At 53.5% G+C, this 24,521-nt stretch carries 25 protein-coding genes; 5 read left to right on the top strand and 20 right to left on the bottom strand.

The window, feature by feature from the left end:
- The first annotated feature begins 4 nt into the window (after positions 1-4).
- The 4 genes from PMI17_RS16635 (at position 5) to tatE (ending at position 2,917) form a co-directional block, all read left to right on the top strand.
- Positions 5-892 (top strand): ABC transporter substrate-binding protein, encoded by an 888-nt coding sequence (locus tag PMI17_RS16635; protein ID WP_007890709.1) that lies wholly within the window; start codon positions 5-7, stop codon positions 890-892.
- Positions 889-1,848, top strand: a complete 960-nt coding sequence (locus PMI17_RS16630) for an amino acid ABC transporter permease (protein ID WP_007890708.1) — start codon at positions 889-891, stop codon at positions 1,846-1,848. The genes PMI17_RS16635 and PMI17_RS16630 overlap by 4 nt, the downstream gene beginning before the upstream one ends.
- Positions 1,845-2,615 carry an amino acid ABC transporter ATP-binding protein gene (locus PMI17_RS16625; protein WP_007890707.1) on the top strand — a complete coding sequence of 257 codons (771 nt, stop codon included), beginning with the start codon at positions 1,845-1,847 and terminating at the stop codon, positions 2,613-2,615. The genes PMI17_RS16630 and PMI17_RS16625 overlap by 4 nt, the downstream gene beginning before the upstream one ends.
- A 98-nt stretch (positions 2,616-2,713) precedes the next feature.
- The gene (gene tatE / locus PMI17_RS16620) at positions 2,714-2,917 is read left to right on the top strand and encodes a twin-arginine translocase subunit TatE (RefSeq protein WP_007890706.1); all 204 of its coding nucleotides are present in this window, start codon (positions 2,714-2,716) and stop codon (positions 2,915-2,917) included.
- An 85-nt stretch (positions 2,918-3,002) separates the two neighbouring features.
- Here the strand turns inward: tatE and PMI17_RS16615 are convergent, their stop codons facing one another.
- From PMI17_RS16615 to leuS, 14 genes are all read right to left on the bottom strand, one after another.
- Complete coding sequence (locus tag PMI17_RS16615; RefSeq protein ID WP_007890705.1) at positions 3,003-4,031, bottom strand: hypothetical protein; 1,029 nt, start codon at positions 4,029-4,031, stop codon at positions 3,003-3,005.
- 147 nt (positions 4,032-4,178) lie between these two features.
- The gene (gene lipA / locus PMI17_RS16610) at positions 4,179-5,144 is read right to left on the bottom strand and encodes a lipoyl synthase (protein WP_007890704.1); all 966 of its coding nucleotides are present in this window, start codon (positions 5,142-5,144) and stop codon (positions 4,179-4,181) included.
- A 176-nt stretch (positions 5,145-5,320) separates the two neighbouring features.
- Positions 5,321-5,971: a lipoyl(octanoyl) transferase LipB gene (lipB, locus tag PMI17_RS16605; RefSeq protein ID WP_007890703.1), complete on the bottom strand. Its 651-nt coding sequence runs from the start codon at positions 5,969-5,971 to the stop codon at positions 5,321-5,323.
- 69 nt (positions 5,972-6,040) lie between these two features.
- A complete protein-coding gene (gene ybeD / locus PMI17_RS16600) occupies positions 6,041-6,304 on the bottom strand; it encodes a DUF493 family protein YbeD (protein ID WP_007890702.1) in 264 nt (87 codons plus the stop codon).
- A gap of 96 nt (positions 6,305-6,400) precedes the next feature.
- Entirely contained in the window at positions 6,401-7,612 is a 1,212-nt protein-coding gene (gene dacA, locus PMI17_RS16595) for a D-alanyl-D-alanine carboxypeptidase DacA (protein ID WP_007890701.1), read from the bottom strand.
- Between the two features lie 117 nt (positions 7,613-7,729).
- On the bottom strand, positions 7,730-8,824 hold the full coding sequence (gene rlpA / locus PMI17_RS16590; protein WP_007890700.1) for an endolytic peptidoglycan transglycosylase RlpA: 1,095 nt from the start codon (positions 8,822-8,824) through the stop codon (positions 7,730-7,732).
- A gap of 10 nt (positions 8,825-8,834) precedes the next feature.
- Entirely contained in the window at positions 8,835-9,947 is a 1,113-nt protein-coding gene (mrdB, locus tag PMI17_RS16585) for a peptidoglycan glycosyltransferase MrdB (protein ID WP_036621577.1), read from the bottom strand.
- Positions 9,948-9,955: 8 nt separating this feature from the next.
- Positions 9,956-11,860: a peptidoglycan DD-transpeptidase MrdA gene (mrdA, locus tag PMI17_RS16580; RefSeq protein WP_007890698.1), complete on the bottom strand. Its 1,905-nt coding sequence runs from the start codon at positions 11,858-11,860 to the stop codon at positions 9,956-9,958.
- A gap of 34 nt (positions 11,861-11,894) precedes the next feature.
- Entirely contained in the window at positions 11,895-12,365 is a 471-nt protein-coding gene (gene rlmH, locus PMI17_RS16575) for a 23S rRNA (pseudouridine(1915)-N(3))-methyltransferase RlmH (RefSeq protein WP_007890697.1), read from the bottom strand.
- A gap of 3 nt (positions 12,366-12,368) precedes the next feature.
- A complete protein-coding gene (gene rsfS, locus PMI17_RS16570; RefSeq protein WP_007890696.1) occupies positions 12,369-12,686 on the bottom strand; it encodes a ribosome silencing factor in 318 nt (105 codons plus the stop codon).
- Positions 12,687-12,777: 91 nt separating this feature from the next.
- Positions 12,778-13,422: a nicotinate-nucleotide adenylyltransferase gene (gene nadD, locus PMI17_RS16565; protein ID WP_007890695.1), complete on the bottom strand. Its 645-nt coding sequence runs from the start codon at positions 13,420-13,422 to the stop codon at positions 12,778-12,780.
- Positions 13,415-14,446 (bottom strand): DNA polymerase III subunit delta, encoded by a 1,032-nt coding sequence (gene holA / locus PMI17_RS16560; protein ID WP_007890694.1) that lies wholly within the window; start codon positions 14,444-14,446, stop codon positions 13,415-13,417. The genes nadD and holA overlap by 8 nt, the downstream gene beginning before the upstream one ends.
- On the bottom strand, positions 14,443-15,042 hold the full coding sequence (gene lptE, locus PMI17_RS16555; protein ID WP_007890693.1) for an LPS assembly lipoprotein LptE: 600 nt from the start codon (positions 15,040-15,042) through the stop codon (positions 14,443-14,445). Before lptE ends, holA begins: the two co-directional genes overlap by 4 nt.
- A 14-nt stretch (positions 15,043-15,056) precedes the next feature.
- Positions 15,057-17,639, bottom strand: coding sequence for a leucine--tRNA ligase (gene leuS, locus PMI17_RS16550; RefSeq protein WP_007890692.1), 2,583 nt, complete (start codon positions 17,637-17,639; stop codon positions 15,057-15,059).
- 223 nt (positions 17,640-17,862) lie between these two features.
- On the opposite strand from leuS, the gene PMI17_RS16545 reads away from it, so the two are divergent.
- Positions 17,863-18,345, top strand: a complete 483-nt coding sequence (locus PMI17_RS16545) for a zinc ribbon-containing protein (RefSeq protein ID WP_007890691.1) — start codon at positions 17,863-17,865, stop codon at positions 18,343-18,345.
- Positions 18,346-18,430: 85 nt separating this feature from the next.
- Here PMI17_RS16545 and PMI17_RS16540 read toward each other — a convergent pair whose 3' ends face one another.
- The 6 genes from PMI17_RS16540 to corC all read right to left on the bottom strand — a co-directional run bounded on the left by PMI17_RS16540 (position 18,431) and on the right by corC (position 24,478).
- A complete protein-coding gene (locus PMI17_RS16540; protein ID WP_007890690.1) occupies positions 18,431-19,156 on the bottom strand; it encodes an amino acid ABC transporter ATP-binding protein in 726 nt (241 codons plus the stop codon).
- A complete protein-coding gene (gene gltK / locus PMI17_RS16535; RefSeq protein WP_007890689.1) occupies positions 19,157-19,834 on the bottom strand; it encodes a glutamate/aspartate ABC transporter permease GltK in 678 nt (225 codons plus the stop codon).
- Complete coding sequence (locus PMI17_RS16530) at positions 19,834-20,574, bottom strand: amino acid ABC transporter permease (RefSeq protein WP_007890688.1); 741 nt, start codon at positions 20,572-20,574, stop codon at positions 19,834-19,836. Before PMI17_RS16530 ends, gltK begins: the two co-directional genes overlap by 1 nt.
- Before the next feature lie 161 nt (positions 20,575-20,735).
- A complete protein-coding gene (locus PMI17_RS16525) occupies positions 20,736-21,629 on the bottom strand; it encodes a glutamate/aspartate ABC transporter substrate-binding protein (RefSeq protein ID WP_007890687.1) in 894 nt (297 codons plus the stop codon).
- 436 nt (positions 21,630-22,065) lie between these two features.
- Positions 22,066-23,592 carry an apolipoprotein N-acyltransferase gene (gene lnt, locus PMI17_RS16520; protein WP_007890686.1) on the bottom strand — a complete coding sequence of 509 codons (1,527 nt, stop codon included), beginning with the start codon at positions 23,590-23,592 and terminating at the stop codon, positions 22,066-22,068.
- A 4-nt stretch (positions 23,593-23,596) separates the two neighbouring features.
- Positions 23,597-24,478 (bottom strand): CNNM family magnesium/cobalt transport protein CorC, encoded by an 882-nt coding sequence (corC, locus tag PMI17_RS16515; RefSeq protein WP_007890685.1) that lies wholly within the window; start codon positions 24,476-24,478, stop codon positions 23,597-23,599.
- Between the last annotated feature and the right edge of the window lie 43 nt (positions 24,479-24,521).

The raw sequence follows: 24,521 nt of genomic DNA, 5'->3' as shown, positions 1-24,521 counted from the left end.
ACTGATGAAAACTATTGCTACCGCCATCGCGCTGTCATTGGGCCTGACGGCCTGTTTCGCTCAGGCAGCTGATGCGATTCGCACGCAGAAAGTAGACCAGGCTCTGCACGATCGTCTGCCTGCGGAGATCAAGAGTAGTGGAAAGATGATCTCGGTAAACAATGGATCCTTTCCGCCATATGAGATCGTCAATGGACCGCATTCCATGGATGGCGCCTCTGCCGATCTGACCGAAGCGCTGGCTCAGCTGCTGGGCGTGAAGATTGAACATGCCACCGTCAGCGGCCTATCGGGCGTGTTGACTGGTATCAATTCTGGCCGTTATCAGATGGCGATTGGGCCGATTGGTGATTACCCGGATCGTCAGCAGAAGGTCGATTTTATTGATTTCGTGCAGGAGTTCGTGGTGTTTGGCGTGCAAAAAGGCAATCCGTCAAAGATCAACGGGCTGGAAGATACCTGCGGCAAGCGTATTGCGGTGATGGCGGCGGGATCGGCCGAACAGGTGATTCGCAAGCAGTCGGATGTCTGTGTCGCCGCGGGCAAACCGGCGGTGGTAGTGCAATCTTTTACCGATCAGCCGTCATCGATTTTAGCCGTGCGCTCTAAACGGTCCGATGCCTTCTTCTCCTCACAGGCGCCGCTGACGTACTTTATCGAACAGGCCAATGGACAACTGGAGCTGTCGGGCAAAGGCAAGAAAAACGGCTTTGGTGATATTTTCCAGGGCACCGTGGTGCCGAAAGGATCCGAACTGGGCAATGTGGTGCTTGATGCCTATAAAGAGCTGTTCAGCAACGGCACTTATACGGCGATCATGAAGAAGTGGAAACTGGACGGCAACGTACTGCAGCAACCGGGACGTAACCTGGCGCAAGGGGCAGCAAAATGAGTTCAGTCACCAACAATTCGCGAGCCAGGGATAAGGCCGACGTGCAGCAGCGCGATGTGGCTTTTGCCCGCAGTGCGCCCACTTATGGACGCTGGATCTCATGGATTGTGGTGCTGGTTATCGCCGCTAACTTTCTTTGGTTGGTGGCGACCAATCCCAATTTTGAGTGGCATGTGGTGCTGCAGTGGTTCACTGAAGGTTCGGTGATGAAGGGCCTGCAGGTCACGCTCGGCTTGACGGTGGTATCGATGATCCTCGGTACGCTGTTGGGGCTTCTGCTTGGCGTGTGGCGGCTGTCTGAAAACAGATTGTTGAGCGGTTTATCGTCGCTCTACATCTGGTTTTTCCGTGGCACACCGCTGCTGGTGCAGCTGATCTTTTGGTACAACCTCTCGACGCTGTTTCCAACGCTGTCGATCACCCTTCCGTGGACGGATATCACCTTTGCCAGCTGGAATACCAACGATCTGATTACACCGCTCACCGCTGCAATTGCCGGATTAGCGCTCAATGAAGCCGCCTATATGGCAGAGATTATTCGTGCTGGATTGCTGTCAGTGGATAACGGCCAGGTGGAAACCACCCAGGCGTTTGGCATGAGCCGCAGCCGCGCGCTGCGTCGGGTGATTATTCCGCAGGCGATGCGTTCGATCATCCCGCCAACCGGCAATCAGTTGATCAGCATGATCAAGGCCACTTCACTGGTGAGCGTGATTGCCATGGGCGATCTGTTGTACTCAGTGCAGGCGGTCTATAACCGTACCTTTGAAATTATCCCGATGCTGATGGTCGCGGTGATTTGGTATCTGTTTATCACCTCGATCCTCAACGTTGGCCAGTCCGCGATTGAGCGCTACTACGCGCGCGGTACGACGCGCACGGTGGTGAATAAACGTCGCGTAGCTGCCAACGATCAAGCACCTGCCGTTGCGCACCGTCTGAAGGAGGATGTATGAGTGAGGTTCAGCCGCTGGTACGCGCGCGCAATGTGCAGAAGAGCTACGGCGACAATGAAGTACTAAAAGGTATCGATCTCGATGTGTTTCCCGGTGAAGTGGTGGTGATTTTGGGACCCTCCGGTTCAGGAAAATCGACCTTCCTGCGCTGCATCAATCATCTGGAAGATATGAATGCCGGTTCGATAATGGTCGGCGAGGATCAGATCGGTTACGAACTTAAACGCGGAATTTTACATCGTCTGTCGGCGCGTAAAATTGCGCATCAGCGCCAGAAAATCGGCATGGTGTTCCAACAGTTCAACCTCTATCCGCACATGACGGTGTTGCAAAACATCATCGAAGCGCCGATTGGCGTACACAAGTTTCCGCGTCAGGATGCGCTCAGGCATGCGCATGAACTGCTGGCGACCGTCGGACTCAGTGATAAAGCCGATGCCTGGCCGCGTCACCTTTCGGGTGGCCAGCAGCAGCGTGTGGCCATTGCGCGTGCGCTGGCGATAAAACCCGCCCTGATGTTGTTTGATGAACCGACTTCGGCGCTCGACCCTGAATTAGTTGGCGAAGTGCTGGCCACTATGCGCACGCTGGCCGACCAGGGATTGACGATGATTGTGGTGACACATGAAATTGGTTTTGCGCGCGAAGCGGCCGATCGGGTGGTGTTTATGGATGGTGGCGTGGTGGTGGAGCAGGGCAGTCCGGAACAGGTGATTGGTAACCCGCAGCATCCTCGTACGCAGGCGTTTCTTAGCCGCTTTATCTGAGCCAACGGTCTCACTCTGTTACAGATTGCAGTTGAGGCCGGCTATAAACTGCGCGTTAATAGTCGGGTCCGTTTTTCACAATGGTTGAAAGGTAAATTATGGAAGGTATCAGTATTGCCAAACTGCTGATCATCGGTGCTCTCATCGTACTGCTTTTTGGCACCAATAAGTTACGTTCACTGGGTGGCGATCTGGGTTCCGCAATCAAAGGCTTCAAGAAAGCCATGAAAGATGATGAATCCGGCGCACCTAAAAGCAGCGTTGAAGAAGTGCCTGCTGAACGCGTCAGTCACAAAGAGTAATCTCTGCGCCGAACGTCAATAAATGTAAATATTTATTACGTTAAAAAAACCAGACTGCTATCAGTCTGGTTTTTGTTTTTACGGCTTAATGCCAGATGACGCTGGCATTCCCCAATGCATCTAAATCGAAGATATCCGCATGATGCAACGGTTCAAACAGATCTAATCCATTCTGCATTTGCCAGTTGTCGAGCAACCCTTCAGTTAATACCAGCGGCGCTAAGGTCACCGGCATTTCATCTTGTTGTGTCACCAACTCGATTAAGGCGTTATCGATCATCTCCAGCTCACTCTCATCGATCGGCATGAGAATCGCCCCGATTTTTGAGCGAATGACAAATGGCACATCGATTTTGTCACCAGGGATGCCTTGCGGACCAATGGGTACTGCACTGAAGATATGCTGAGCGGCAGGAAGTTCGGCCGGCACGGCAAATTGCCACTGGCCTTCGTTATCGATCTCCGTGCTGCCTACCAGCACATCATCAATGTAAAAGTTGAGTAATGTGCCAGCAGGCGCGACACCGCTGAATGTGATCTCATCGTCCTGTTGATACTCGCTATTCAGGATGACTTCACTTACCTCGCTGGTCGTTGCGTCAACTCTCGACTGCTGTTCAGGCTCACGCACGCTGGGCTCAATCAGATCGATGGCTTCTACGCTGACAATCGGCGGGTTGACATACAGCGGCGAAAGCGTCAGCAGAGGGAGGCTAAACTCGCCTTCCTCTGGATTATCGTTCCAGCGATAGTCAGCCTCATAAGGTAACAACGCCAGCGTAGCGGGCAGAACGTCAGGATGGGTCATTTCTGCCACCATCGCTGCCGTCTGATGAAGTGTTTCGGCAGGAGCGGCATCGGCTGTTTTAACCCTCAATGGCAGCTGCATCTCATCGTAGCGATGTTCAATGCTGATAGCGGTAGCGATAAACGCATTGGCACAAGAGGCGTGAGAAGAAGTATAGGGATTAGTGTTGTCTATCGGCGTAGTTCGCGCTTTTAGCGCTTCCAGGCTCTCACCTGATGCGCTGTAACGCCGCACATCTGAGGGTGGACCTGACACATCCGGTGCTCGGGAAAAATCGAGCCCCTCTGTATGAAAGGATGTTTGCATTATCTGACCTTCAAAAAAATCACACTGAGAAAAAGAATAGGCTCTTATGGCCTCAGCGGTTAAAGCGACAGAGTTAAGACGAGGATTAATAGCGTGGCGGTGATTTTTAGCGATTGCGCCCAGGCAGGGCGCAATCGTGAAAGGAAATTACTTAACTTCCATACCTTTAGCTTGCATGTCGGCATGATAAGAAGAGCGCACGAACGGGCCGCAGGCTGCATGGGTGAAGCCCATCGCCATCGCTTCTTCTTTCATTTCATCAAACTCTGCCGGGCTTACGTAGCGCTGTACGGGCAAGTGGTGACGACTCGGCTGCAGATATTGGCCCAGTGTCAGCATGGTGACGCCATGACGACGCAGATCGCGCATCACTTCAATGATTTCGGCATTGGTTTCACCCAGGCCAACCATCAAACCCGATTTGGTGGGTATTTCCGGATGCGCTTCTTTAAACCGCTCCAGTAGTTTCAGTGACCAATCGTAGTTCGCGCCCGGACGCACCTGACGGTAAACGCGCGGCACGTTCTCCAGGTTGTGGTTAAACACATCCGGCGGCGTGGCATTGAGGATTTCCAGCGCACGATCCATACGACCACGGAAGTCTGGCACCAGCGTTTCAATTTTGATTGTTGGGCTTTTTTCGCGAATCGCGCTGATGCAGTCGGCAAAGTGCTGAGCGCCGCCGTCACGCAGATCGTCACGATCCACTGAGGTGATGACCACATAACGCAACGCCATATCGGCGATGGTTTGCGCCAGCTTCAGCGGCTCGTTAGCATCGGGCATGTTCGGACGACCGTGTGCCACATCGCAGAATGGGCAGCGACGAGTACAGATTGCACCGAGGATCATAAAGGTTGCCGTGCCGTGGTTGAAACATTCCGCGAGGTTAGGGCAGGAGGCTTCTTCGCACACCGAGTGCAGACCATTTTTACGCATCGCGGCTTTGATGCCCTGAATGCGGCTTGAATCCGCAGGCAGTTTGATCTTCATCCATTCCGGCTTACGCAGAATTTGTTCACGCTCTACCACCACGGTTTTCACCGGGATTAGCGCCATCTTGTCGGCATCGCGATATTTGACGCCACGTTCCATCTGAATTGGTTTACTCATAAATCTGCAGGTTCCGGTCGGGATTGCGATTTGAAAGCTTCCTCACTCAAACTGAGAACCAGGCTTTCAACTTTTTTTGAAAATATGGCAAAAATTATATCATCTCATCGGCCCATAAGCAGCCGATAAGCCGAGGCAAAAGTTACAATTTTGTAAATACGCACGTACAGACAAGGTCAGACGGCGGCATCATTTTTCCATGCCAGTTGGGTAAATCCGGTCAAGCGCGCGAAATGTTGTACCAGACGTGGTTGTACATCTGCGGGGGTAACGCCCGGCTGAAACTGGCTTAACTGCGTCATCTTCATCCCGGCATAACCGCAGGGATTGATACGCAGAAAAGGGGCTAAATCCATCGACACATTAAGCGCCAGACCGTGAAACGAACAGCCTTTACGGATGCGCAGCCCCAGCGAGCAAATCTTCTCATCACCAACATAGACGCCTGGCGCATCAGGACGTGCACGGGCGCTGATGTCGTAATCGGCCAGCGTGGCAATCACCGTCTCTTCTAAGGCAGTTACCAGCTCACGTACGCCCATTTTGCGGCGCTTTACGTCGATCAGCACATACATTACTTGTTGGCCTGGGCCATGATATGTCACCTGGCCGCCACGATCGCTTTGCACTACCGGAATATCGCCCGGCATCAGCAAATGCTCGGCTTTGCCTGCCTGACCTTGAGTAAATACCGGATGGTGTTCAACCAACCAGATTTCATCGGCAGAGTGGCTGTCACGCTGATCGGTGAATTGATGCATCGCATCGGAGATGGGTTGCCAATCGCGCTGGCCGAGTTGACGAACAAGAAGCGTATTAGCTGACAAAGCGAAGATCCGGTAAAGAGTGGAACGCAGAGTATAACGCTGGCAAAGCGGACTTTGCCAGCGCCAGAATTACAGCACCATACGTACAATTTCGATGTTGCCTAACTCTTCATAGAGCGTTTCAACTTGCTCAATATGCGTCGCGATGATGGTAATTGAAACTGAGTGATAGTTGCCTTTGCTGCTTGGCTTAATATCTGGCTTGTAGTCGCCTGGCGCGTGGCGCTGCACCACTTCAACCACTTGATCAACCAGCTCCGGTTGCGCCAAACCCATCACTTTGTAAGTAAATGGTGTAGGGAATTCGAGCAGTTCATTCAATTTGGTTTTCATACAATGACTCCGGTGCTTAAAAAACAGGCTCCCGCCGAGGCGGGAGCAAAGATAGTAGCTTATTTGGGGGCAAATTGGCGTTTTTTCAAGCGCGCCTTAGCCGAACCAGTGGTGGAACATCAGTTTGATGTAATCAATAATGCGACCGAAGAAACCGCCTTCCTGTACTTCGTTCAGCACCACCAGCGGACGCTGTTCAACCGTTTTGCCATCAAGCTGGAAGTTGATGCTGCCAACTACCTGATTTTTCTGCAGCGGCGCGTGCAGTTCAGTGTTGTTCAGCACATAGCTGGCTTTCAGATCTTTCATGCGGCCACGCGGGATGGTCAGATAGGCATCTTTCTCCACGCCCAGCTGCACGCGATCGCTGTTACCGAACCACACCGGCTCAGAGGCAAACTCTTTACCCGCTTTCAGTGGCGCTACGGTTTCAAAGAAGCGGAAGCCCCACGTCAGCAGCTTTTTACTCTCGGTTTCGCGGCCTTTATAGGTACGCCCACCCATTACCGCCGAGATCAAACGCATCTGACCTTCCGTCGCAGAAGCCACCAGGTTGTAGCCTGCTGCATCCGTGTGACCGGTTTTAATGCCGTCGACGTTCAGGCTGGTATCCCACAGTAAACCGTTACGGTTGGTCTGGCGGATATTGTTGAAGGTGAAGTCTTTTTCGCGGTAAACCGCGTACTCATCCGGCACATCACGGATCAGCGCCTGGCCGATCAACGCCATATCGCGCGGGGAGCTATATTGGCCTTCAGCATCTAAACCGTGCACGGTTTGGAAGTGGGTATTTTTCAGGCCCAGCGCGCCAACGTAGTTGTTCATCAGGTTAACGAACGCGTCCTGGCTACCCGCAACATAGTCAGCCATGGCAACGCAGGCATCATTGCCCGATTGCAGCACGATTCCGCGCGTCAGCTGTGAAACCGGTACACGATCGCCTGGCTTCAGGAACATCAGTGATGAACCTTTAAATACGGGATTACCGGTTGCCCAGGCATCTTTGCCGACGGTAACGATATCATCGTTATGGATTTTGCCGGCTTTGACCGCCTGACCAATCACGTAACTGGTCATCATTTTGGTCAGACTTGCCGGATCGCGACGCGCATCGGCGTTCTTTTCGGCCAGCACTTTACCGGAGTTATAGTCGATCAGCACATAAGCTTCAGCATCAATGTCCGGTACGCCCGGAATCATAGTCTTAAGATTAACATCGTCCGCAAAAGCGACATGGCTGAGAGAAAGGGCGATCAGTGATCCCACTGTCAGGCGTTTCAGAAAACGAGAAGGTTTCAGCGTATTCATGTTCAGGACTACAACATCCGTGGGTTTAGAGTGAAAAAAGTGCCTAACTATAGCAAACGCCCGATCGGGCGACATCTTGCTTTGCAAATCAGTTTCAGCAGGAAATGTCACTGACCGTTACATTGACGGGCGGGCAGTGGTGATAAATGAACTCATTTGCGCCTCGGTGTTCAGGCGCTGCTGCAGTGCCGCCGCTTCAGCGCGGCTGTTAAACCCACCTAGCTGAATACGATAGACGTTGCCATTCGCTTCAACCGCACCCGGCACGCCAAAGCGCTTACCAAGGCTTTCCGCCAGTTGACGCGCGCGGACCGGATCGTTAATCGCACCCACCTGTACCACATAACCGCTGCCCGCATGAGCATTCTGGCGGGTAGCCGGCGCGGCGCTCGCGGTTGGGGCGACAGGCGTTGTCGATGCCGGCGACGCTGCAGGCTCGTTGCCTTCCAGCACGCCATTTGCTAACGGCTGCGGCGCACCGAGAAAACCACTGCTCTGGACTGGCGCACCCATGTCGCCATTATTCTGCAGCGTGCTGTTATCAACGGCGCGCACATCTTGCGGGGCAGGCGCTGGCGTAGTATTGGCGCTACCGCCCATCATCACCATGCCACCGCCGAGGTCTGGACGCGCGGGCAAGGCGTAGCTCTGCTTAGCGACGGTAGTACCGATGGAGCCAGGACCCGAAACGGAACCATCCGGCGCGACTTTAATGTAATCCACTCGTACGCGGGTATTGTTGGAGATATTCAGGCGGTCGCCCGCTGCGCGCGACAGATCAATAATGCGGCCCGGCGTGTAAGGACCGCGATCGTTGACGCGCACCACAATTTGGCGGCCATTAGCGAGGTTAGTGACGCGCACATAGCTTGGCAGCGGCAAAGTAGGGTGCGCAGCCGTCATGGCTTCCGGATCGTAGGTTTCTCCGATAGCGGTACGGTTACCTTGCGCTTCATCGCCATACCAGGTAGCCAAGCCGACTTCGCTGTAGTTCGACGGATCTTTAATCACGCGGTAATTTTTACCGTTGACGCTGTAATCCTGGCTGGTAGAGGGATTGATCGGTTCATAACGCGGTTCCACGCCAGGAATTTCCACTACCGGGCCGTTGTAGGCCGGTTGCGGGGGCGCAGTATTATTTTGCGGTTCCGGTGTGGAACAGGCAGCCAGTACCAATGATGCCAGTGCAACCCCAAGCCAGTCCTTACGCATGTGCAGCCTCTTAAACGCTTTTAGATAACATTTTTCGATGAGTATGGATCGACATCACGATGCCAAATCCAGCCATTAACACAATCAATGCCGATCCGCCGTAACTGACCAGCGGCAGCGGTACGCCAACCACCGGTAAGATACCACTTACCATGCCAATGTTAACGAAAACATAAACGAATAAAATCAGCATCAAACCGCCGGCCATCACGCGGCCAAAGGTGGTTTGCGCGCGCGCGGCGATGATCAAGCCGCGCATGATCAGCAGCAAATAGAGTACCAGCAATAACAACACGCCAACCAGGCCGAGCTCTTCCGCCAGTACGGCAAAGATAAAGTCGGTGTGACGTTCAGGCAAAAACTCCAGCTGCGATTGGGTGCCGTGCAGCCAACCCTTACCGCGCAAGCCCCCTGAGCCGATGGCAATTTTTGATTGAATGATGTGATATCCGGCACCGAGCGGATCGCTTTCCGGGTCCAGCAGCATCATGACGCGGTCGCGCTGATAATCGTGCATCAGGAAGAACCACAGAATCGGGATAAAGGCCGCCACCAGCAGCACCGCAATGCCAATCAGTTTCCAGCTCATGCCGGATAAGAACAGCACAAACAGGCCTGAAGCGGCGATCAAAATAGAAGTACCCAGGTCAGGCTGCGCCGCCACTAACAGCGTGGGCATGAAAATCAGCACTAACGCGATACCGGTGTTTTTTAGCGTCGGCGGACAAACATCGCGGTTGATAAAGCGCGCCACCATCAGCGGCACGGCAATCTTAGCGATTTCCGAGGGCTGAAAACGCACGAAGCCGAGGTCGAGCCAGCGCTGCGCCCCTTTACTGATATGGCCAAAGGCATCCACCGCAATCAGCAATATCACGCAGACAATGTAGAGGTAGGGCGCCCAACTTTCATAAACGCGCGGCGGCACCTGCGCCAGCACCAGCATAATGACAATGCCCATGGCAATCTGGCCGAATTTACGTTCGGTCATGCCCGGATCCTGTCCGCTGGCGCTCCAGATAACGATAGCGCTGTACGTTAGCAGGCTGAGAATGATCAGCATAAATAGCGGATCGATATGGATGCGCGTCCAGATCGATCTTTTCTGCGGATTATCGTTCATGGACATCTTTATTCACCTTCGTAGCCGGGCGGCGTCGGCGCCGCTTCTGGCAGCACGGTATTATTGTCGCCTAACATAATGTGGTCGAGAATCTGGCGCATCACGGTGCCCACAGCCGGACCCGCACCGCCATTTTCCAGAATCATGGTGACTGCTACGCGCGGCTTATCGTACGGGGCGTAAGCGGTCATTAATTTATGGTCGCGCAGACGCTCAGCAATCTTGTGCGCGTTATAGGTCTCATTCTCTTTAAGGCCGAAGACCTGCGCAGTACCCGATTTCGCCGCGATTTTGTAGGGCGCATCGGCAAAGCTTTTATGCGCGGTACCGTTGGCGCGGTTGGCCACGCCATACATGCCATCTTTGGCAATTTCCCAGTAGCCGGAATGAATGTCGCCAATCGGCGCATCAGGTACCTGGCGATAAGGCACCATGGTCTGACCTTCACGGGTCGCGCGCAGCAGATGCGGCACTTTAATCACGCCATCGTTAATCAGAATCATCATCGCTTTGTTCATTTGTATCGGCGTCGCGGTCCAGTAACCCTGGCCAATCCCTACGGGAATGGTGTCACCCTGATACCACGGTTTCTTAAAGCGCTTCAGTTTCCATTCACGCGTTGGCATGTTGCCCGCGCTCTCTTGCGGCAGGTCGATACCGGTGCGGTGCCCATAGCCGAACTTGGTCATCCATTCTGACAGACGATCGATGCCCATGTCGTAAGCGACTTGGTAAAAGAACGTATCCGCTGATTCTTCCAGTGATTTCGTGACGTTCAGGCGGCCGTGGCCCCATTTTTTCCAGTCACGGTAGCGCTTTTCTGAACCTGGCAGTTGCCACCAGCCGGGATCGAATAGGCTGGTATTGCGGTTGATTACGCCAGCGCTTAAAGCAGATACCGCAACGTAAGGTTTAACGGTGGAAGCGGGCGGATAGGAGGCTTGCAGCGCGCGGTTATACAGGGGACGGTTTTCGTCGCTTAACAGCGCTTTGTAATCTTTGCTGGTGATCCCGTCGACGAACAGGTTCGGGTCGTAGCTGGGAGTGGAAACCAGGGCGAGAATTTCACCGGTACGCGGATCGCTGACCACGACCGCCGCGCGGCTGCCGGTCAGTAAGGTTTCGATATACTGCTGCAGTTTGAGATCAACCGTCAGGTAGATATCTCGGCCGGCCTGCGGTGACTGCTCATGCAACTGACGTATCACACGGCCGCGGTTATTAACCTCAACCTCTTCATAACCGGTTTTGCCGTGCAGTACATCTTCGTAATAGTTTTCAATGCCCAACTTGCCGATATCATGCGTTGCAGCGTAGTTTGGCCATTTTCCTTCCTGATCGAGGCGCGTGACGTCGCGATCGTTAATTTTCGATACGTAGCCAACGACGTGCGTTAGCGTTTGCCCGTAAGGATAGTAGCGGCGCTGATAGCCTTTCACTTCCACGCCGGGAAAACGGTACTGATTGACCGCGAAACGCGCCACCTGTACCTCATTCAAACCAATTTTTACCGGAATAGAGGTGAAGCGTCGCGAACGTTTGCGCTCTTTTTCGAAGGCATCGATATCGTCGTCGGTCAGATCTAACACCGGGCGCAGGTTCTGTAATGTCTGCTTAAGATCTTCGACCTTTTCCGGCATTAGCTCAGCCTGATAGATGGTGCGGTTCAGCGCCAGCGGCACGCCGTTGCGATCGAAGATAATGCCGCGGCTCGGTGCCACAGGCACCAGCTTGATACGGTTTTCATTCGATCGGGTGCTGTAATCATCAAAACGCAGGATTTGCAGGTGGTACATATTGACCACCAGTACGCTGGAGAGCAGCAGAATGCCAAAAAACGCCACCAACGCTCGGCGGACAAAGAGTTTCTGTTCGGCAGTGTAATCGCGAAAGGCGTTGCTCTGTAATTTCATCCGCTACATCTATTGTCTGGGGGTTGTCAGGCGTTTATTCACGATGATAAGGATGATTCGTGGTGATGCTCCAGGCACGATACAGGCTTTCCGCTACCAGCACACGCACCAGCGGATGTGGCAACGTTAATGCTGACAGTGACCAGCTTTGCTCGGCAGCCGCTTTACATGCCGGCGCCAGTCCTTCCGGACCACCGATCAACAGGCTGACATCGCGGCCATCCTGCTTCCAGCGTTCCAGCTGCTGCGCCAGCTGTGGGGTTTCCCACGGCTGTCCTGGAATATCCAGCGTAACAATGCGATTGCCTTTGCCCACCGCGGCCAGCATCGCTTCACCTTCTTTTTCCAGAATGCGTTTGATGTCAGCGTTCTTACCGCGCTTACCGGCAGTCACTTCGGTCAGTTCAAACGGCATATCCTTCGGGAAGCGGCGCAGATATTCCATGAAACCGGTCTGAACCCAGTCGGGCATTTTGGTGCCGACGGCCACAAGCTGCAGTTTCAAGGCTTAGCTCCAGAGTTTTTCCAGCTCGTACAGCTGGCGGCTCTCTGCTTCCATCACGTGTACAATCACGTCACCGAGGTCAACCACCACCCAATCAGAGGCAGTTTTACTGTCAACACCGAGCGGCTTAAGACCCGCAGCGCGTGATTCCTGTACCACGTGATCGGCGATTGAGGCGACGTGACGCGTTGAAGTACCGGTGCAAATAATCATGCAATCGGTGATGCTGGATTTGCCCTGAACATCGATAGCAATAATGTTCTGGCCTTTGAGATCATCAATCTTATCAATAACGAACTCTTGGAGTGCTTTACCTTGCAAAAGGTTCCCCTTAAAAACAGGTGATTACGGACGGGCTAGCGATTCGAGAAAGGTAGCCGAAAATGAAGCGGCGCAGTATAGCATGCCACCTTTAGCTGCGATATAAGCCAACGCTATTGATATAGCCGATGACCGCCTCAGGCAGTAAATCCGCGCAGGAAGCGCCCGCATGGCGACGTTGACGAATCTCAGTCGCTGAGATGTTGAGGAGCGGCGTATCAGCCAGCCAAATCTTTCCTGCGGGTGAGTGATGCAGCTGCTGCGCATCATCGGCAAGATGATCATCAAGCCACTGCTGCATTTGTGGCGTGTCCATTTGCGTGGCGTAACCCGGACGTTGGCAAACCAGTAAATGACACAGCGACAGCAACTCCTGCCAGCGATGCCATTTGCCTAACGTTAGCAGAGAATCCTGACCAATGATAAACCCCAGGGGCTGTTTTGCGCCGCGCTCGGCACGCAGTGCTTCCAGCGTGGCGACGGTCCATGAGGGCGTTTCACGCTCCAGCTCGCGTGTATCGATATCAAACAAGGGGCGGTCAGCGATAGCACAGCGCAACATCTCAACACGCTGCTGCGCACTGGCCTCAGGCTGCGGACGATGCGGCGGCACATTGTTCGGTAAAAGCGTCACCTTCTTCAAACCGACCTGCTGTGCCAGAGCTTCTACCGGGCGCAGATGACCATAATGAATCGGATCGAAGGTGCCGCCAAACAGGGCATAGAGTTTAGACATCGGTAAAGCTCAAGGGGAAATCGCGGTGGCACAGCAGCAGCGACAGCGTTTCCAGCTGTGGCCATAGATTTTGCCCGTAATCCTGCTTCATGCTGAGCTCCAGCTCTGCCAGCAGCTGCACCGCACGCTGTAAACGACGTGCATCAAGACGCTGTAGTGCTTCGGTAAACAGTGCGCGGCGGTTTTGCCAGATTCGTTGCTGATCCATCAACGTACGCAGTGCTTGTTTCGCCTGATTACGCTGCAGGTGCAATAAGGTGAGCAAATCGCGCTGTAGCGTACGCAGCAGAATAACGACTTCGCTGTCCTCTTTCTCCAGCTGATGCAGAATATGCAGGGCACGTTTACTTTTCCCTGCCAGTAGCGCATCAACCCAGTGAAACGGGGTAAAGTGCGCGGCATCGTTAACGGCGGCTTCCACGCGCGGCAAGGTCAATTTGCCATCTGGCCACAGTAGCGATAAACGTTCCAGCGCTTGAGCCAATGCCAGCAGGTTGCCTTCGTAGCAGTAGCAGAGCAGTTGGATTGCGGCGTCATCGACGCTGAGCTTCATCGTTTTGGCACGGCTGGCAACCCAACGCGGCAGCTGTGCTTGCTCAGGCGTTTGGCATGGCACCAGCACGGCATGCGCACTCAGGGCTTTGAACCAGGCGCTGTTCTCCTGCGCTTTGGTTAACTTAGCCATCCGCAACACCAGCAAAATATCGCTGTGCAACAACGTCGCCAGCTTCACCAACTGCTCGGCGATGGCGGCGTTAGGGCCGTTTTCCGGCAGCTGCAGGGTTAGCGTTTGGCGTTGGGTAAACAGGCTAAGCGATTGGCAACTGACGAAGATCGCATCCCAGTCAGTTTGTGCATCAAGAGTGACGCTGAAATGCTCTTCAAATCCTTGCGCTGTTGCAGTGACACGAATTGCATCCGCGCTTTCCTGTATCAGCAGCGGTTCGTTGCCGGTAAGAAAATAACAGGCGCGCAGCCCCTCACGAAGCTGCGCGCTCAGTTGTTCAGGATAAATCCTGATCATTGCAGACTGGTAGCTGACGAAGATGACACTTCCGGTGAGTTTTCTCCCGGCAAAATCACGTCAGGCTCTGACAACGTTTGTTTGTTATTTATCTGCGCGGCATGCACAGTCAGCAGTTTACGTACTAACTGTTCGGCGGCACGCTGACGCATCTCTTGCACAATCATATCTTGCTCGGCATCCTTCGCCAGTGCGGCGTTCGGGTTGTCGAAGAAAGAGCGATACACGGTAGTGCTAATCGGGTAGATGCCTTTACCCGGCAGCAGAACCTGCGCCGTCACCGTCATCACCAGAGAATATTCCGCGGTGGTACCGCTGATAAACACCGATGCAGTATCTCGTCCTTGCCTTGCTGAACCAAGACGTAGCGTTGGATACTTAGCACTAGCCTCATCACTGTCTTCAATAATATTCACATTGTTGATACGCAGCTGCTGGCGCACGGCGCGCGCCAGTGGACCATAGGGATCGCCGGTCTGGACGATGAGCGTTTTCATTTCACTCGGCACCGCCGTGGTGCCGCGCGGGTGAAAACCACAGCCTGCGGTAATCATTACCGCAAGCAGGACAAACAGCCTGATAATCAGTTGTCGCACAGTTCCTCCTGAACTTAACCCACAACCAGGTTAAGCAGTTTGCCAGGGACATAAATCACTTTACGAATGGTGACGCCTTCCAGATATTTCGCCACCAGATGCTCCTGTGCAGCACGCGCCTGCACCTGCTCCTGCGTTGCATCCGGCGCAACGGTAATCCTGCCGCGCACTTTGCCATTGACCTGAACCACCACCAGCAGCGAGTCTTCCACCATAGCGGCTTCATCGGCAACCGGCCAGCTCGCTTCGTCAATGCTGCCTTCGCCGCCCAGCGCCTGCCACAGCACGTAGCTGGCGTGCGGGGTAAACGGATAAAGCAGACGAGTCACCGCCACCAGTGCTTCCTGCAGCAGTGCACGATCTTGTTCGCTTTCCTGTGGCGCACGGATCAGCTTGTTCATTAGCTCCATGATAGCCGCGATAGCGGTGTTAAACGTCTGACGACGACCCACATCATCGGCCACTTTGGCGATAGTTTTGTGCAGATCGCGACGCAGCGCTTTCTGCTCGTCATTCAGGCCATTTACGTCCAGGGCAACGGTCGCGCCTTTGGCAACATGTTCGTAAGCCAGCTTCCACACGCGCTTCAGGAAGCGGTTGGCGCCTTCAACGCCCGATTCCTGCCACTCCAGCGTCATCTCTGCCGGGGAAGCGAACATCATGAACAGGCGTACAGTATCCGCACCGTAGCGTTCAACCATCAGCTGTGGATCGATGCCGTTATTTTTCGACTTCGACATTTTGCTCATGCCTGCGTATACCACTTCACGGCCTTCAGTATCGGTGGCTTTGACAATGCGGCCTTTTTCATCGCGCTCAACGGTCACGTCTACCGGAGACACCCAGTTACGCTCGCCGTTCACGCCGATATAGTAGAACGCATCGGCCAGAACCATGCCCTGACACAGCAGGCGTTTAGCCGGCTCATTCGAGTTCACCAGGCCCGCATCACGCAGCAGCTTGTGATAGAAGCGGAAGTACAGCAGATGCATGATGGCGTGTTCGATACCGCCAACATACTGATCGACCGGCAGCCAGTAATTCGCTGCCGCCGGATCCAGCATGCCTTCGTTGTAATGGGTGCAGGTGTAGCGTGCGTAATACCACGATGACTCCATGAAGGTGTCAAAGGTATCGGTTTCACGCAGCGCTGGCTGGCCGTTTACGGTAGTTTTGGCCCACTCAGGATCGGCTTTGATTGGGCTGGTAATACCATCCATGACAACGTCTTCAGGCAGGATAACCGGCAGCTGATCTTCTGGCGTAGGCATGACGGTGCCATCTTCCAGCGTCACCATTGGAATCGGTGCGCCCCAGTAACGCTGACGGGAAACGCCCCAGTCGCGCAGACGGTAATTCACTTTACGCACACCGACGCCTTTGGCAGCCAGCGCGTCGGCGATAGCATTAAAGCCCGCCTGATGATCCAAACCGTTGTACTCGCCAGAGTTGAACAGCGAGCCTTTTTCGGTCATCGCTGCGGCACTCAGATCCGGCTCGGAACCGTCGAGGTTCAGCACGACAGGCTTAATGTTCAGGTTGTATTTGGTGGCGAACTCCCAGTCACGCTGATCGTGACCTGGAACGGCCATTACCGCACCGGTGCCATATTCCATCAGCACGAAGTTAGCGACCCACACCGGGATCTCTTCACCGGTCAACGGATGGATTGCAGACAGGCCGGTGGCCACGCCTTTCTTCTCCATCGTTGCCATGTCTGCTTCGGCGACTTTGGTGGTACGGCATTCATCAATGAATTCAGCCAAAGCGGGATTCGTGGCGGCAGCTTGCTGTGCCAGCGGGTGACCTGCGGCAACAGCCAAATAAGTTGCACCCATGAAGGTGTCTGGACGCGTGGTGTAAACGGTCAGCTTCTCAGCGCTATTAACCACATCAAAGGTGATTTCCACGCCTTCTGAACGGCCAATCCAGTTACGCTGCATGGTTTTGACCTGTTCCGGCCAATCTTCCAGCGTATCAAGATCGTTGAGCAGCTCTTCCGCATAAGCGGTGATTTTCACAAACCACTGCGGGATCTCTTTGCGCTCAACTTTAGTGTCGCAACGCCAGCAGCAGCCATCAATAACCTGCTCGTTGGCCAGCACCGTCTGATCGTTCGGGCACCAGTTCACCGCAGAGGTCTTCTTATAGACCATGCCTTTTTCATACAGCTTAGTGAAGAACCACTGCTCCCAGCGGTAGTATTCTGGCTGGCAGGTCGCCAGTTCACGGCTCCAGTCGTAGCCAAAGCCCAGCAGTTTCAGCTGGTTCTTCATATAGGCGATGTTGTCGTAAGTCCACGGTGCAGGGGCAGTGTTATTTTTCACCGCGGCGCCTTCCGCCGGCAGACCAAATGCATCCCAACCGATGGGTTGCAGCACGTTTTTGCCAAGCATGCGCTGGTAACGCGCAATCACATCGCCAATGGTGTAGTTACGCACGTGGCCCATGTGTAGGCGACCAGAAGGATAGGGCAGCATGGACAGGCAGTAATACTTCTCTTTGCCTTCCTGCTCGGTCACTTTAAAGGTTTCGTTTTCGTCCCAGTGTTGTTGGACGCGGGTTTCTATCTCTTCCGGGCGGTATTGCTCTTGCATGGCTGCCTGTGGTCCTTTGTGAAAATCGAAAATCGCTAAGCATAGATCCGCATAGCATACCCATAAGGCTGCGCCTCAACAACTTTTCACGCCCCTGCAAACCGGATTTCTGCTGAATGCGCCGCCGCTTTCACCCTTTTGTGATTTCTCTCGTTGTCAGCGCTGCAAATGTGCCAAAGCAGCTAAACTTAACTGCAGCACCCGTAGCGGAAAGGAGAACAAAATGAATAACGTGGCGCAGGAATACCGTGCAACGATTGAAGCATTATCCCAACGTTTGGATCATGGCGAGCGTGATGTTGATGCACTGGTCGCGGAGGCAAGGCAAAGTTTGCTGGCGAAGAAGACGCTGTCGCCCGCCGAGGTGAATGAAGTGATGCGTGCCGTACGGCGCGATTTGCATGAGTTTGCGCTGAGCTATCAGGAGTCTTCTGATGTCGTCGGCGATTCGGTGTTTTTGCGGGTGATTCGTGAGAGCCTGTGGAAAGAACTGGCGGATATCACTGATAAAAGCCAGTTAGAGTGGCGCGAAGTGTTTCAGGATCTCCGTCATCATGGCGTTTACCAGAGCGGAGAAGTGGTCGGCTTGGGGAATTTAGTCTGCGAGAAGTGCGGCTTCACGCGGGCGATTTATACGCCAGAGAGCTTAACGCGCTGCCCGGAGTGTGGCCACGATCAGTTCCAGCGTCAGCCATTTGAACCCTGATTTTATGAACGAATAACCCCCGCGCGATGAATCGCGCCGCTACGAGTACGAGCACTTATCGTAGCGGCGCAATTTATGGCGCTAATCAGTGCAGGATCTTCGCCAGGAAGTCTTTCGCGCGGTCGGATTGCGGATTGTTAAAGAAGTCATCCTTATTGGTGTCTTCAATAATTTTCCCTTCATCCATAAAGATCACGCGGTTAGCGACTTTACGCGCAAAGCCCATTTCATGCGTCACCACCATCATGGTCATACCTTCATTCGCTAACTCAACCATTACGTCTAACACTTCGTTGATCATTTCTGGATCGAGCGCAGACGTCGGCTCATCAAACAGCATTGCTACCGGATCCATGCACAATGCACGGGCGATCGCTACACGCTGCTGCTGACCACCGGAAAGCTGCCCCGGGAATTTATCGGCGTGCGCTGCCAGCCCTACGCGTTTTAGCAGGTTCTGCGCTTTCTCGCGCGATGCTGCTTTATCCCGCTTCAGCACCTTGACCTGCGCCAGCGTCAGATTCTCAATGATGCTGAGATGTGGGAACAGTTCGAAGTGCTGAAACACCATGCCCACTTTGCTACGCAACTGGGCGAGGTTGGTTTTTTTGTTATTCACTTCGGTGCCGGTCACCTGAATGCTGCCTTTTTGAATCGGCTCCAGACCGTTGACGGTTTTAATCAGCGTTGATTTACCTGAGCCAGACGGACCGCAGACCACCACCACTTCACCTTTTTTTACTTCGGTGGAGCAGTCGGTCAGCACCTGAAAGTGCCCATACCACTTTGAAACATTTTTCAGGCTAATCATTTAAACCGTCCTTTTTCTTTTCAGATAGGTAACCAACAGCGAAGCGCTCAGGCTGATCACGAAGTAGACCAGACCGGCAAACAAAATCATCTCAACCTGGGTTCCGTCGCGCTCACCAATGGTAGAGGCGGTGCGGAAGAAGTCAGCCAGGCTCAATACATATACCAGCGAGGTATCCTGGAACAGGACAATACCTTGCGTCAGCAACAGCGGCACCATGGCGCGGAACGCCTGCGGCAGCACGATCAATTTCATCGATTGCCAATGCGTCATGCCCAGCGCCAGTGCGGCGTTGGATTGACCGCGCGAGATGCTTTGGATGCCCGCGCGGATAATTTCCGAGTAGTACGCAGCCTCAAATAACGCAAATGCCACCATGGCGGAGATCAGGCGGATATCCGATTTAGGCGATAAGCCCAGCACCTGTTGCAGGAACGCGGGCACGACCAAATAGAACCATAGCAGCACCATCACCAACGGCACGGAGCGGAACAGGTTGACGTAAAGCTTGGCAAACCAGCGCACCGGCGCAATCGGCGACAAGCGCATCACCGCCAAAATTGTGCCCCAGATAATGCCAAATACCACGGCAATCGCGGTGATCTTGAAGGTAATGATCAACCCATTCCATAAGTAAGGCAGGCTGGGAACAATCGAACTCCAATCAAACTCGTACATTATTTGCCTCCCATATTGCCAGGCAGGCGGATTTTGCGTTCTACCACACTCATAATCAGCATGATCACCAGGTTAATGCCGACGTACGCCAGGGTGATGGCGGTAAAGGATTCATAGGCATGGGCGGAATAATCCAACAGCTTGCCCGCCTGCGCCGCCATATCCACCAGACCGATGGTTGAGGCGATGGCCGAGTTCTTCACCAGGTTGAGCATTTCCGAAGTCATCGGCGGTACAATCACGCGATATGCATTCGGCAGCAGCACATAACGATAGGTTTGCGGCAGTGTCAGCCCCATCGCTAAGCCCGCATTTTTCTGACCACTTGGCAGCGACTGAATCGCCGCGCGTACCTGCTCACAGACACGTGCTGCGGTGAACAAGCCAAGGCAAATCGTGGATGAAACGAAGAATTGAATATTGGGGTCTAGCTCCGCTTTAAACCACATGCCAAGGTTTTCCCCGACCAGCTCTGGCGCCACCAGATACCAGAAGAAGAACTGCACAATCAGCGGGATGTTACGGAACAGTTCCACGTAGCAGGTGCCAATCGTCGCCAGCAGGCGGTTGGGCACGGTACGCAGAATGCCAAAGAAGGAACCTACCAGGAAGGCGATAATCCAGGCGCAGCAGGACACCGCAATGGTGACCTGAAATCCGGACCACAGCCAGCCAAGGTAAGTCGTATTGCCGAACGGGGCCTGTTCAAGAAAAATGCCCCAGTTCCAATCGATACCCATAACGAGCTCCGGTAAAAAAAGGGTAGCGAGGCTACCCATAAGATTGTTGAGCGGTGTCTTACGTCCTGCTTCAGGGGAACGGCCTGTTACAGTCTGTCTGTCCGCACCGCATGTTCAGCAATCGAGAGGGCAGCGGGGCTGCCCTTGTTGTCGTTGTTAATTCAGAGGGCTTTATCGTTCGGTGCTTTGAACAGGGCCTGCATGTCACTTGAAAGTTCGAAGTTCAGGTTCAGATTTTTCGGTGGAATTGGCTGTTTGAACCAGGTTTCAAACCATTTTGACGCCTCGCCCGAGGTCTGCGCCTTGGCAATAGTTTCATCCATCAGCTGTTTGAACTGGGGATCCTGATTACGCAGCATGCAGCCGTAAGCTTCTTTCGACTGCGGCGTGCCAACGATATCCCAGTTGTCAGGCTTCTTGGCCTTCGCACGTTCACCCGCCAGCAGCGCATCATCCATCATGAAGGCCACAGCACGACCGGTCTCCAGCGTACGGAAAGAATCACCATGGTCTTTTGCGCTGATGATGCGCATATCCATTTTCTTCTCATCGTTCAGCTTGTGCAGCAGCACTTCAGAGGTGGTACCGGAAGTCACCACAACGGTTTTACCTTTCAGATCATCGAAATCTTTGATGTCGCCGCCTTTTTTCACCAGCAGACGCGTACCGATGATGAACACGGTGTCAGAGAAAGCCGCTTGTTTCTGACGCTCAAGGTTGTTGGTGGTAGAACCACACTCAAAATCGTAGGTGCCGTTCTGCAACAGTGGAATACGGTTCTGTGAGGTAATCGGCAGCATTTTAATCTGCAGATCCGGCTTATTCAGCTTGGCCTTAATGGCGGCAATAATGGCGTTTGAGTAATCCTGTGAATAGCCAACCACTTTTTGCTGGTTGTCATAGTAAGAAAAGGGAACTGACGACTCACGATGCCCAACGACGATCACGCCGCTATCATTGATTTTTTTCAGGGTACCGGTGAGATCTTCCGCCTGGGCCGCTCCCGCTGCTGCTCCCAACAGCAAAAGAGATAATGCCACTTTGCGTATCTGCATGTTCCAACTCCTTCGTATGGATGTCGCGCAGAACATAAACTGCGCAGATTGTGATGTTGTGTGTATTTCGTGCTGCTTTTTTAGTTATCCCATAGCGCAACTGCACGCAGGATAGTGATTAACATAGCGAATTGTTAACGCAATGAAACAAAAAAGTTTCTTTTTTGCGAGCCGCTCCGCACCAATAAAAGGCAAAAATTTCCCGATGCGCTAACAGAGTGCACATCAATGCCATAAATTAGTGCGTAAAGGTTGCAATACGCTGACAAAAGCCAATGTTTGCGAAAATCACTGAAATAAATAGCAATGATCGTGCCAGCACGATGAATAACTGTAAAAAGACAGCAGAGAATCGGGGAAAGCGGGGCGGAAGAGAGAGAAAACAGCGGATAAAACAGGCGAAGTGTTTACTTCGCCTGTCGTGACAACAACCGGATTAGTGACGACGGCGCAAAATCGCTACCACGATGCCAATCAACGTCACAATCCATACTGGCCAGATACCCGCTTTGGCATACGGTGTTTCACCGCGGGTTGGTGTCACTTTGGCTTCCAGAACTTGGCGCGTGAACTGTGGCAGCTCCTTCTCCACCTCGCCGTTGGCGTTAACTACCGCGGTAACGCCATTGTTGGTAGAACGCAGCAGCGGACGTCCCAGCTCCAGCGCACGCATGCGCGCCATCTGGAAATGCTGCCATGGCCCGATCGAATGGCCGAACCAGGCATCGTTAGAGACCGTCAACAAGAAATTGGTATCCGGACGGAAGTTGGCTCGAACCTGTTCCCCCAGCACGATTTCATAGCAGATAGCGCTGGTTAGGTTATAACCCGACACTTTCAGCTGCGGCTGAACATAGGCACCACGGCTAAAGGATGACATCGGGAGATCGAAGAATGGAGCTAATGGCCGCAGCAGCTCCTCGAGCGGTACAAATTCACCAAAGGGTACCAGATGGTTTTTCTGATAACGGTTCTGGCTTTGATAGCTGTAAGGCTGCTCGCCACCCAATACAATGACTGAGTTATAGTCGTGATAGCGATGATCACCTTCCACGCGCGAATCCACGATACCGGTAATCAGTGAACTGCCACGCGCGCGCAGCTTAGCATCCAGCGCACGCAGAAACGGCTGCTGGTTGCTTTCCAGATCGGTAATCGCCGATTCCGGCCAGATGATGATCGGTGCTTTACCGATAAACGGCTGGCTGTATGAGGTGTAGACGCGCAGCGTATTCAGTAACTGCTGGGGATTCCACTTCATCGACTGTGGAATGTTGCCTTGCACCATGGCGACATCAACACTACGTTCTGGCAGCGGCTGATACCACTGCAGCATGCGCAGTGGCCACGGCAGCAACAGCAGTAACGCGGCGGCTATTAAACTTTTTACCGTGCGGTGATGTAACGCGTGAACCAGCAGGCCAGCGATAACCATCAGCAGGAAAGTAATGGTTTCTACCCCGGCTAACGGCGCTAACCCCTTCAGCGGGCCGTCAATCTGGCTGTAGCCAAACTGCAGCCACGGAAAGCCGGTGAGAACCCAGCCGCGCAGGAATTCGCTAACTTGCCATAAAGCCGGTGCTGCCAACGCCAAACGCCATAGCGTTGCGCGTGGCCAGAAACGGTTAAGTAAGCTGGCGAACAGCAGCGGATAAAGCGACAGATAGGCCGCCAGCAGAATCACCAGGAAGATGTTAACCGGGCCGGGCATGCCACCGAAGGTGGCTATGCTGACGTAGACCCAGTTGATGCCGCTACCAAACAGTCCAAATCCCCAGACGAAGCCGATGGCCGCCGCCTGTGCAGTGCGGCGTTCCAGCAGTAACAGCTGCAGACCAAACAGCGAAATTAACGCAGCGGGCCAGAAATCGTAGGGAGAAAAGGAAAGGGTGCCAATGGCACCCATAATTAACGCCAGCAGCAGGCGTACCCGCTGCTGCGAGTAAAGAGAGGCTAAAGCCATAAAATTATTCGTCTTCCAGTTGCGGTTGGGGTGAGTCTTCCGGAATTTTTACATGCACCTGGATAATACGGCGGCTGTCAGCCATTGCGACTTTGAACTGATAACCATCAATGACAATACTTTCGCCGCGAGCGGGAAGGTGGCCGAATCCCTGCATGACCAATCCGCCAATGGTATCGACTTCGTCATCGCTGAAATCGGTGCCAAAGACTTCGTTAAAATCTTCAATTTGCGTTAAAGCACGCATGGTGTAGGTGTAACGATTGAGCTGGCGAATATCACGACCTTCTTCATCGTCATACTCATCTTCAATTTCGCCAACAATCAGCTCAAGAATATCCTCAATGGTCACCAGACCAGAGACGCCACCAAATTCATCAATGACAATTGCCATGTGATAACGCTGCGAGCGGAACTCTTTTAGCATGCGGTCAACGCGCTTGCTTTCAGGCACCACCACGGCGGTGCGCAGCACCTTTTCCATGCTGAACGGCTCAGACGCGCTCGTCATAAACGGCAACAGGTCTTTGGCCATCAAAATGCCTTCAACATGATCTTTGTCTTCGCTGATCACCGGGAAACGTGAATGCGCAGATTCAATAATCACCGCCAGGCACTCTTCCAGAGTTTGGTTGCGTTTCAGGGTGATCATTTGTGAGCGTGGGATCATGATGTCCCGCACGCGCTGTTCGGCAATATCCAGCACCCCTTCGAGCATGTCGCGGGTATCCTGGTCGATCAGCTCTTTCTGCTCAGAATCGCGGATTAACCCCAGCAGTTCATCACGGTTTTTTGGCTCACCGTGAAACAGTTGGTTGATTAGCAGGGAGAAAAATCCCTTTTTACTACTGGGTGCGTCGCTGTTTTGAGAATGGTCGTCGCTCATGGCGTTTTTATTTCGTTCTCTCTAATGAGGGATTGGGGCTGCT

It is taken from the genome of Pantoea sp. GM01 (assembly GCF_000282675.1).
GTDB lineage: Bacteria > Pseudomonadota > Gammaproteobacteria > Enterobacterales > Enterobacteriaceae > Pantoea > Pantoea nemavictus.
The sequence above is the reverse complement of the archived record's forward strand: the minus strand, read 5'-3'. Positions and strand labels throughout refer to the sequence as shown.

Bases quoted from the DNA above. Each gene is read 5' to 3' on its own strand.
- PMI17_RS16635 (WP_007890709.1), top strand. From the start codon at position 5: ATGAAAACTATTGCTACCGCCATCGCGCTGTCATTGGGCCTGACGGCC.
- PMI17_RS16630 (WP_007890708.1), top strand. From the start codon at position 889: ATGAGTTCAGTCACCAACAATTCGCGAGCCAGGGATAAGGCCGACGTG.
- PMI17_RS16625 (WP_007890707.1), top strand. From the start codon at position 1,845: ATGAGTGAGGTTCAGCCGCTGGTACGCGCGCGCAATGTGCAGAAGAGC.
- tatE (WP_007890706.1), top strand. From the start codon at position 2,714: ATGGAAGGTATCAGTATTGCCAAACTGCTGATCATCGGTGCTCTCATC.
- PMI17_RS16615 (WP_007890705.1), bottom strand. From the start codon at position 4,031: ATGCAAACATCCTTTCATACAGAGGGGCTCGATTTTTCCCGAGCACCG.
- lipA (WP_007890704.1), bottom strand. From the start codon at position 5,144: ATGAGTAAACCAATTCAGATGGAACGTGGCGTCAAATATCGCGATGCC.
- ybeD (WP_007890702.1), bottom strand. From the start codon at position 6,304: ATGAAAACCAAATTGAATGAACTGCTCGAATTCCCTACACCATTTACT.
- dacA (WP_007890701.1), bottom strand. From the start codon at position 7,612: ATGAATACGCTGAAACCTTCTCGTTTTCTGAAACGCCTGACAGTGGGA.
- rlpA (WP_007890700.1), bottom strand. From the start codon at position 8,824: ATGCGTAAGGACTGGCTTGGGGTTGCACTGGCATCATTGGTACTGGCT.
- mrdB (WP_036621577.1), bottom strand. From the start codon at position 9,947: ATGAACGATAATCCGCAGAAAAGATCGATCTGGACGCGCATCCATATC.
- mrdA (WP_007890698.1), bottom strand. From the start codon at position 11,860: ATGAAATTACAGAGCAACGCCTTTCGCGATTACACTGCCGAACAGAAA.
- nadD (WP_007890695.1), bottom strand. From the start codon at position 13,422: ATGTCTAAACTCTATGCCCTGTTTGGCGGCACCTTCGATCCGATTCAT.
- holA (WP_007890694.1), bottom strand. From the start codon at position 14,446: ATGATCAGGATTTATCCTGAACAACTGAGCGCGCAGCTTCGTGAGGGG.
- leuS (WP_007890692.1), bottom strand. From the start codon at position 17,639: ATGCAAGAGCAATACCGCCCGGAAGAGATAGAAACCCGCGTCCAACAA.
- PMI17_RS16545 (WP_007890691.1), top strand. From the start codon at position 17,863: ATGAATAACGTGGCGCAGGAATACCGTGCAACGATTGAAGCATTATCC.
- PMI17_RS16540 (WP_007890690.1), bottom strand. From the start codon at position 19,156: ATGATTAGCCTGAAAAATGTTTCAAAGTGGTATGGGCACTTTCAGGTG.
- gltK (WP_007890689.1), bottom strand. From the start codon at position 19,834: ATGTACGAGTTTGATTGGAGTTCGATTGTTCCCAGCCTGCCTTACTTA.
- PMI17_RS16530 (WP_007890688.1), bottom strand. From the start codon at position 20,574: ATGGGTATCGATTGGAACTGGGGCATTTTTCTTGAACAGGCCCCGTTC.
- PMI17_RS16525 (WP_007890687.1), bottom strand. From the start codon at position 21,629: ATGCAGATACGCAAAGTGGCATTATCTCTTTTGCTGTTGGGAGCAGCA.
- lnt (WP_007890686.1), bottom strand. From the start codon at position 23,592: ATGGCTTTAGCCTCTCTTTACTCGCAGCAGCGGGTACGCCTGCTGCTG.
- corC (WP_007890685.1), bottom strand. From the start codon at position 24,478: ATGAGCGACGACCATTCTCAAAACAGCGACGCACCCAGTAGTAAAAAG.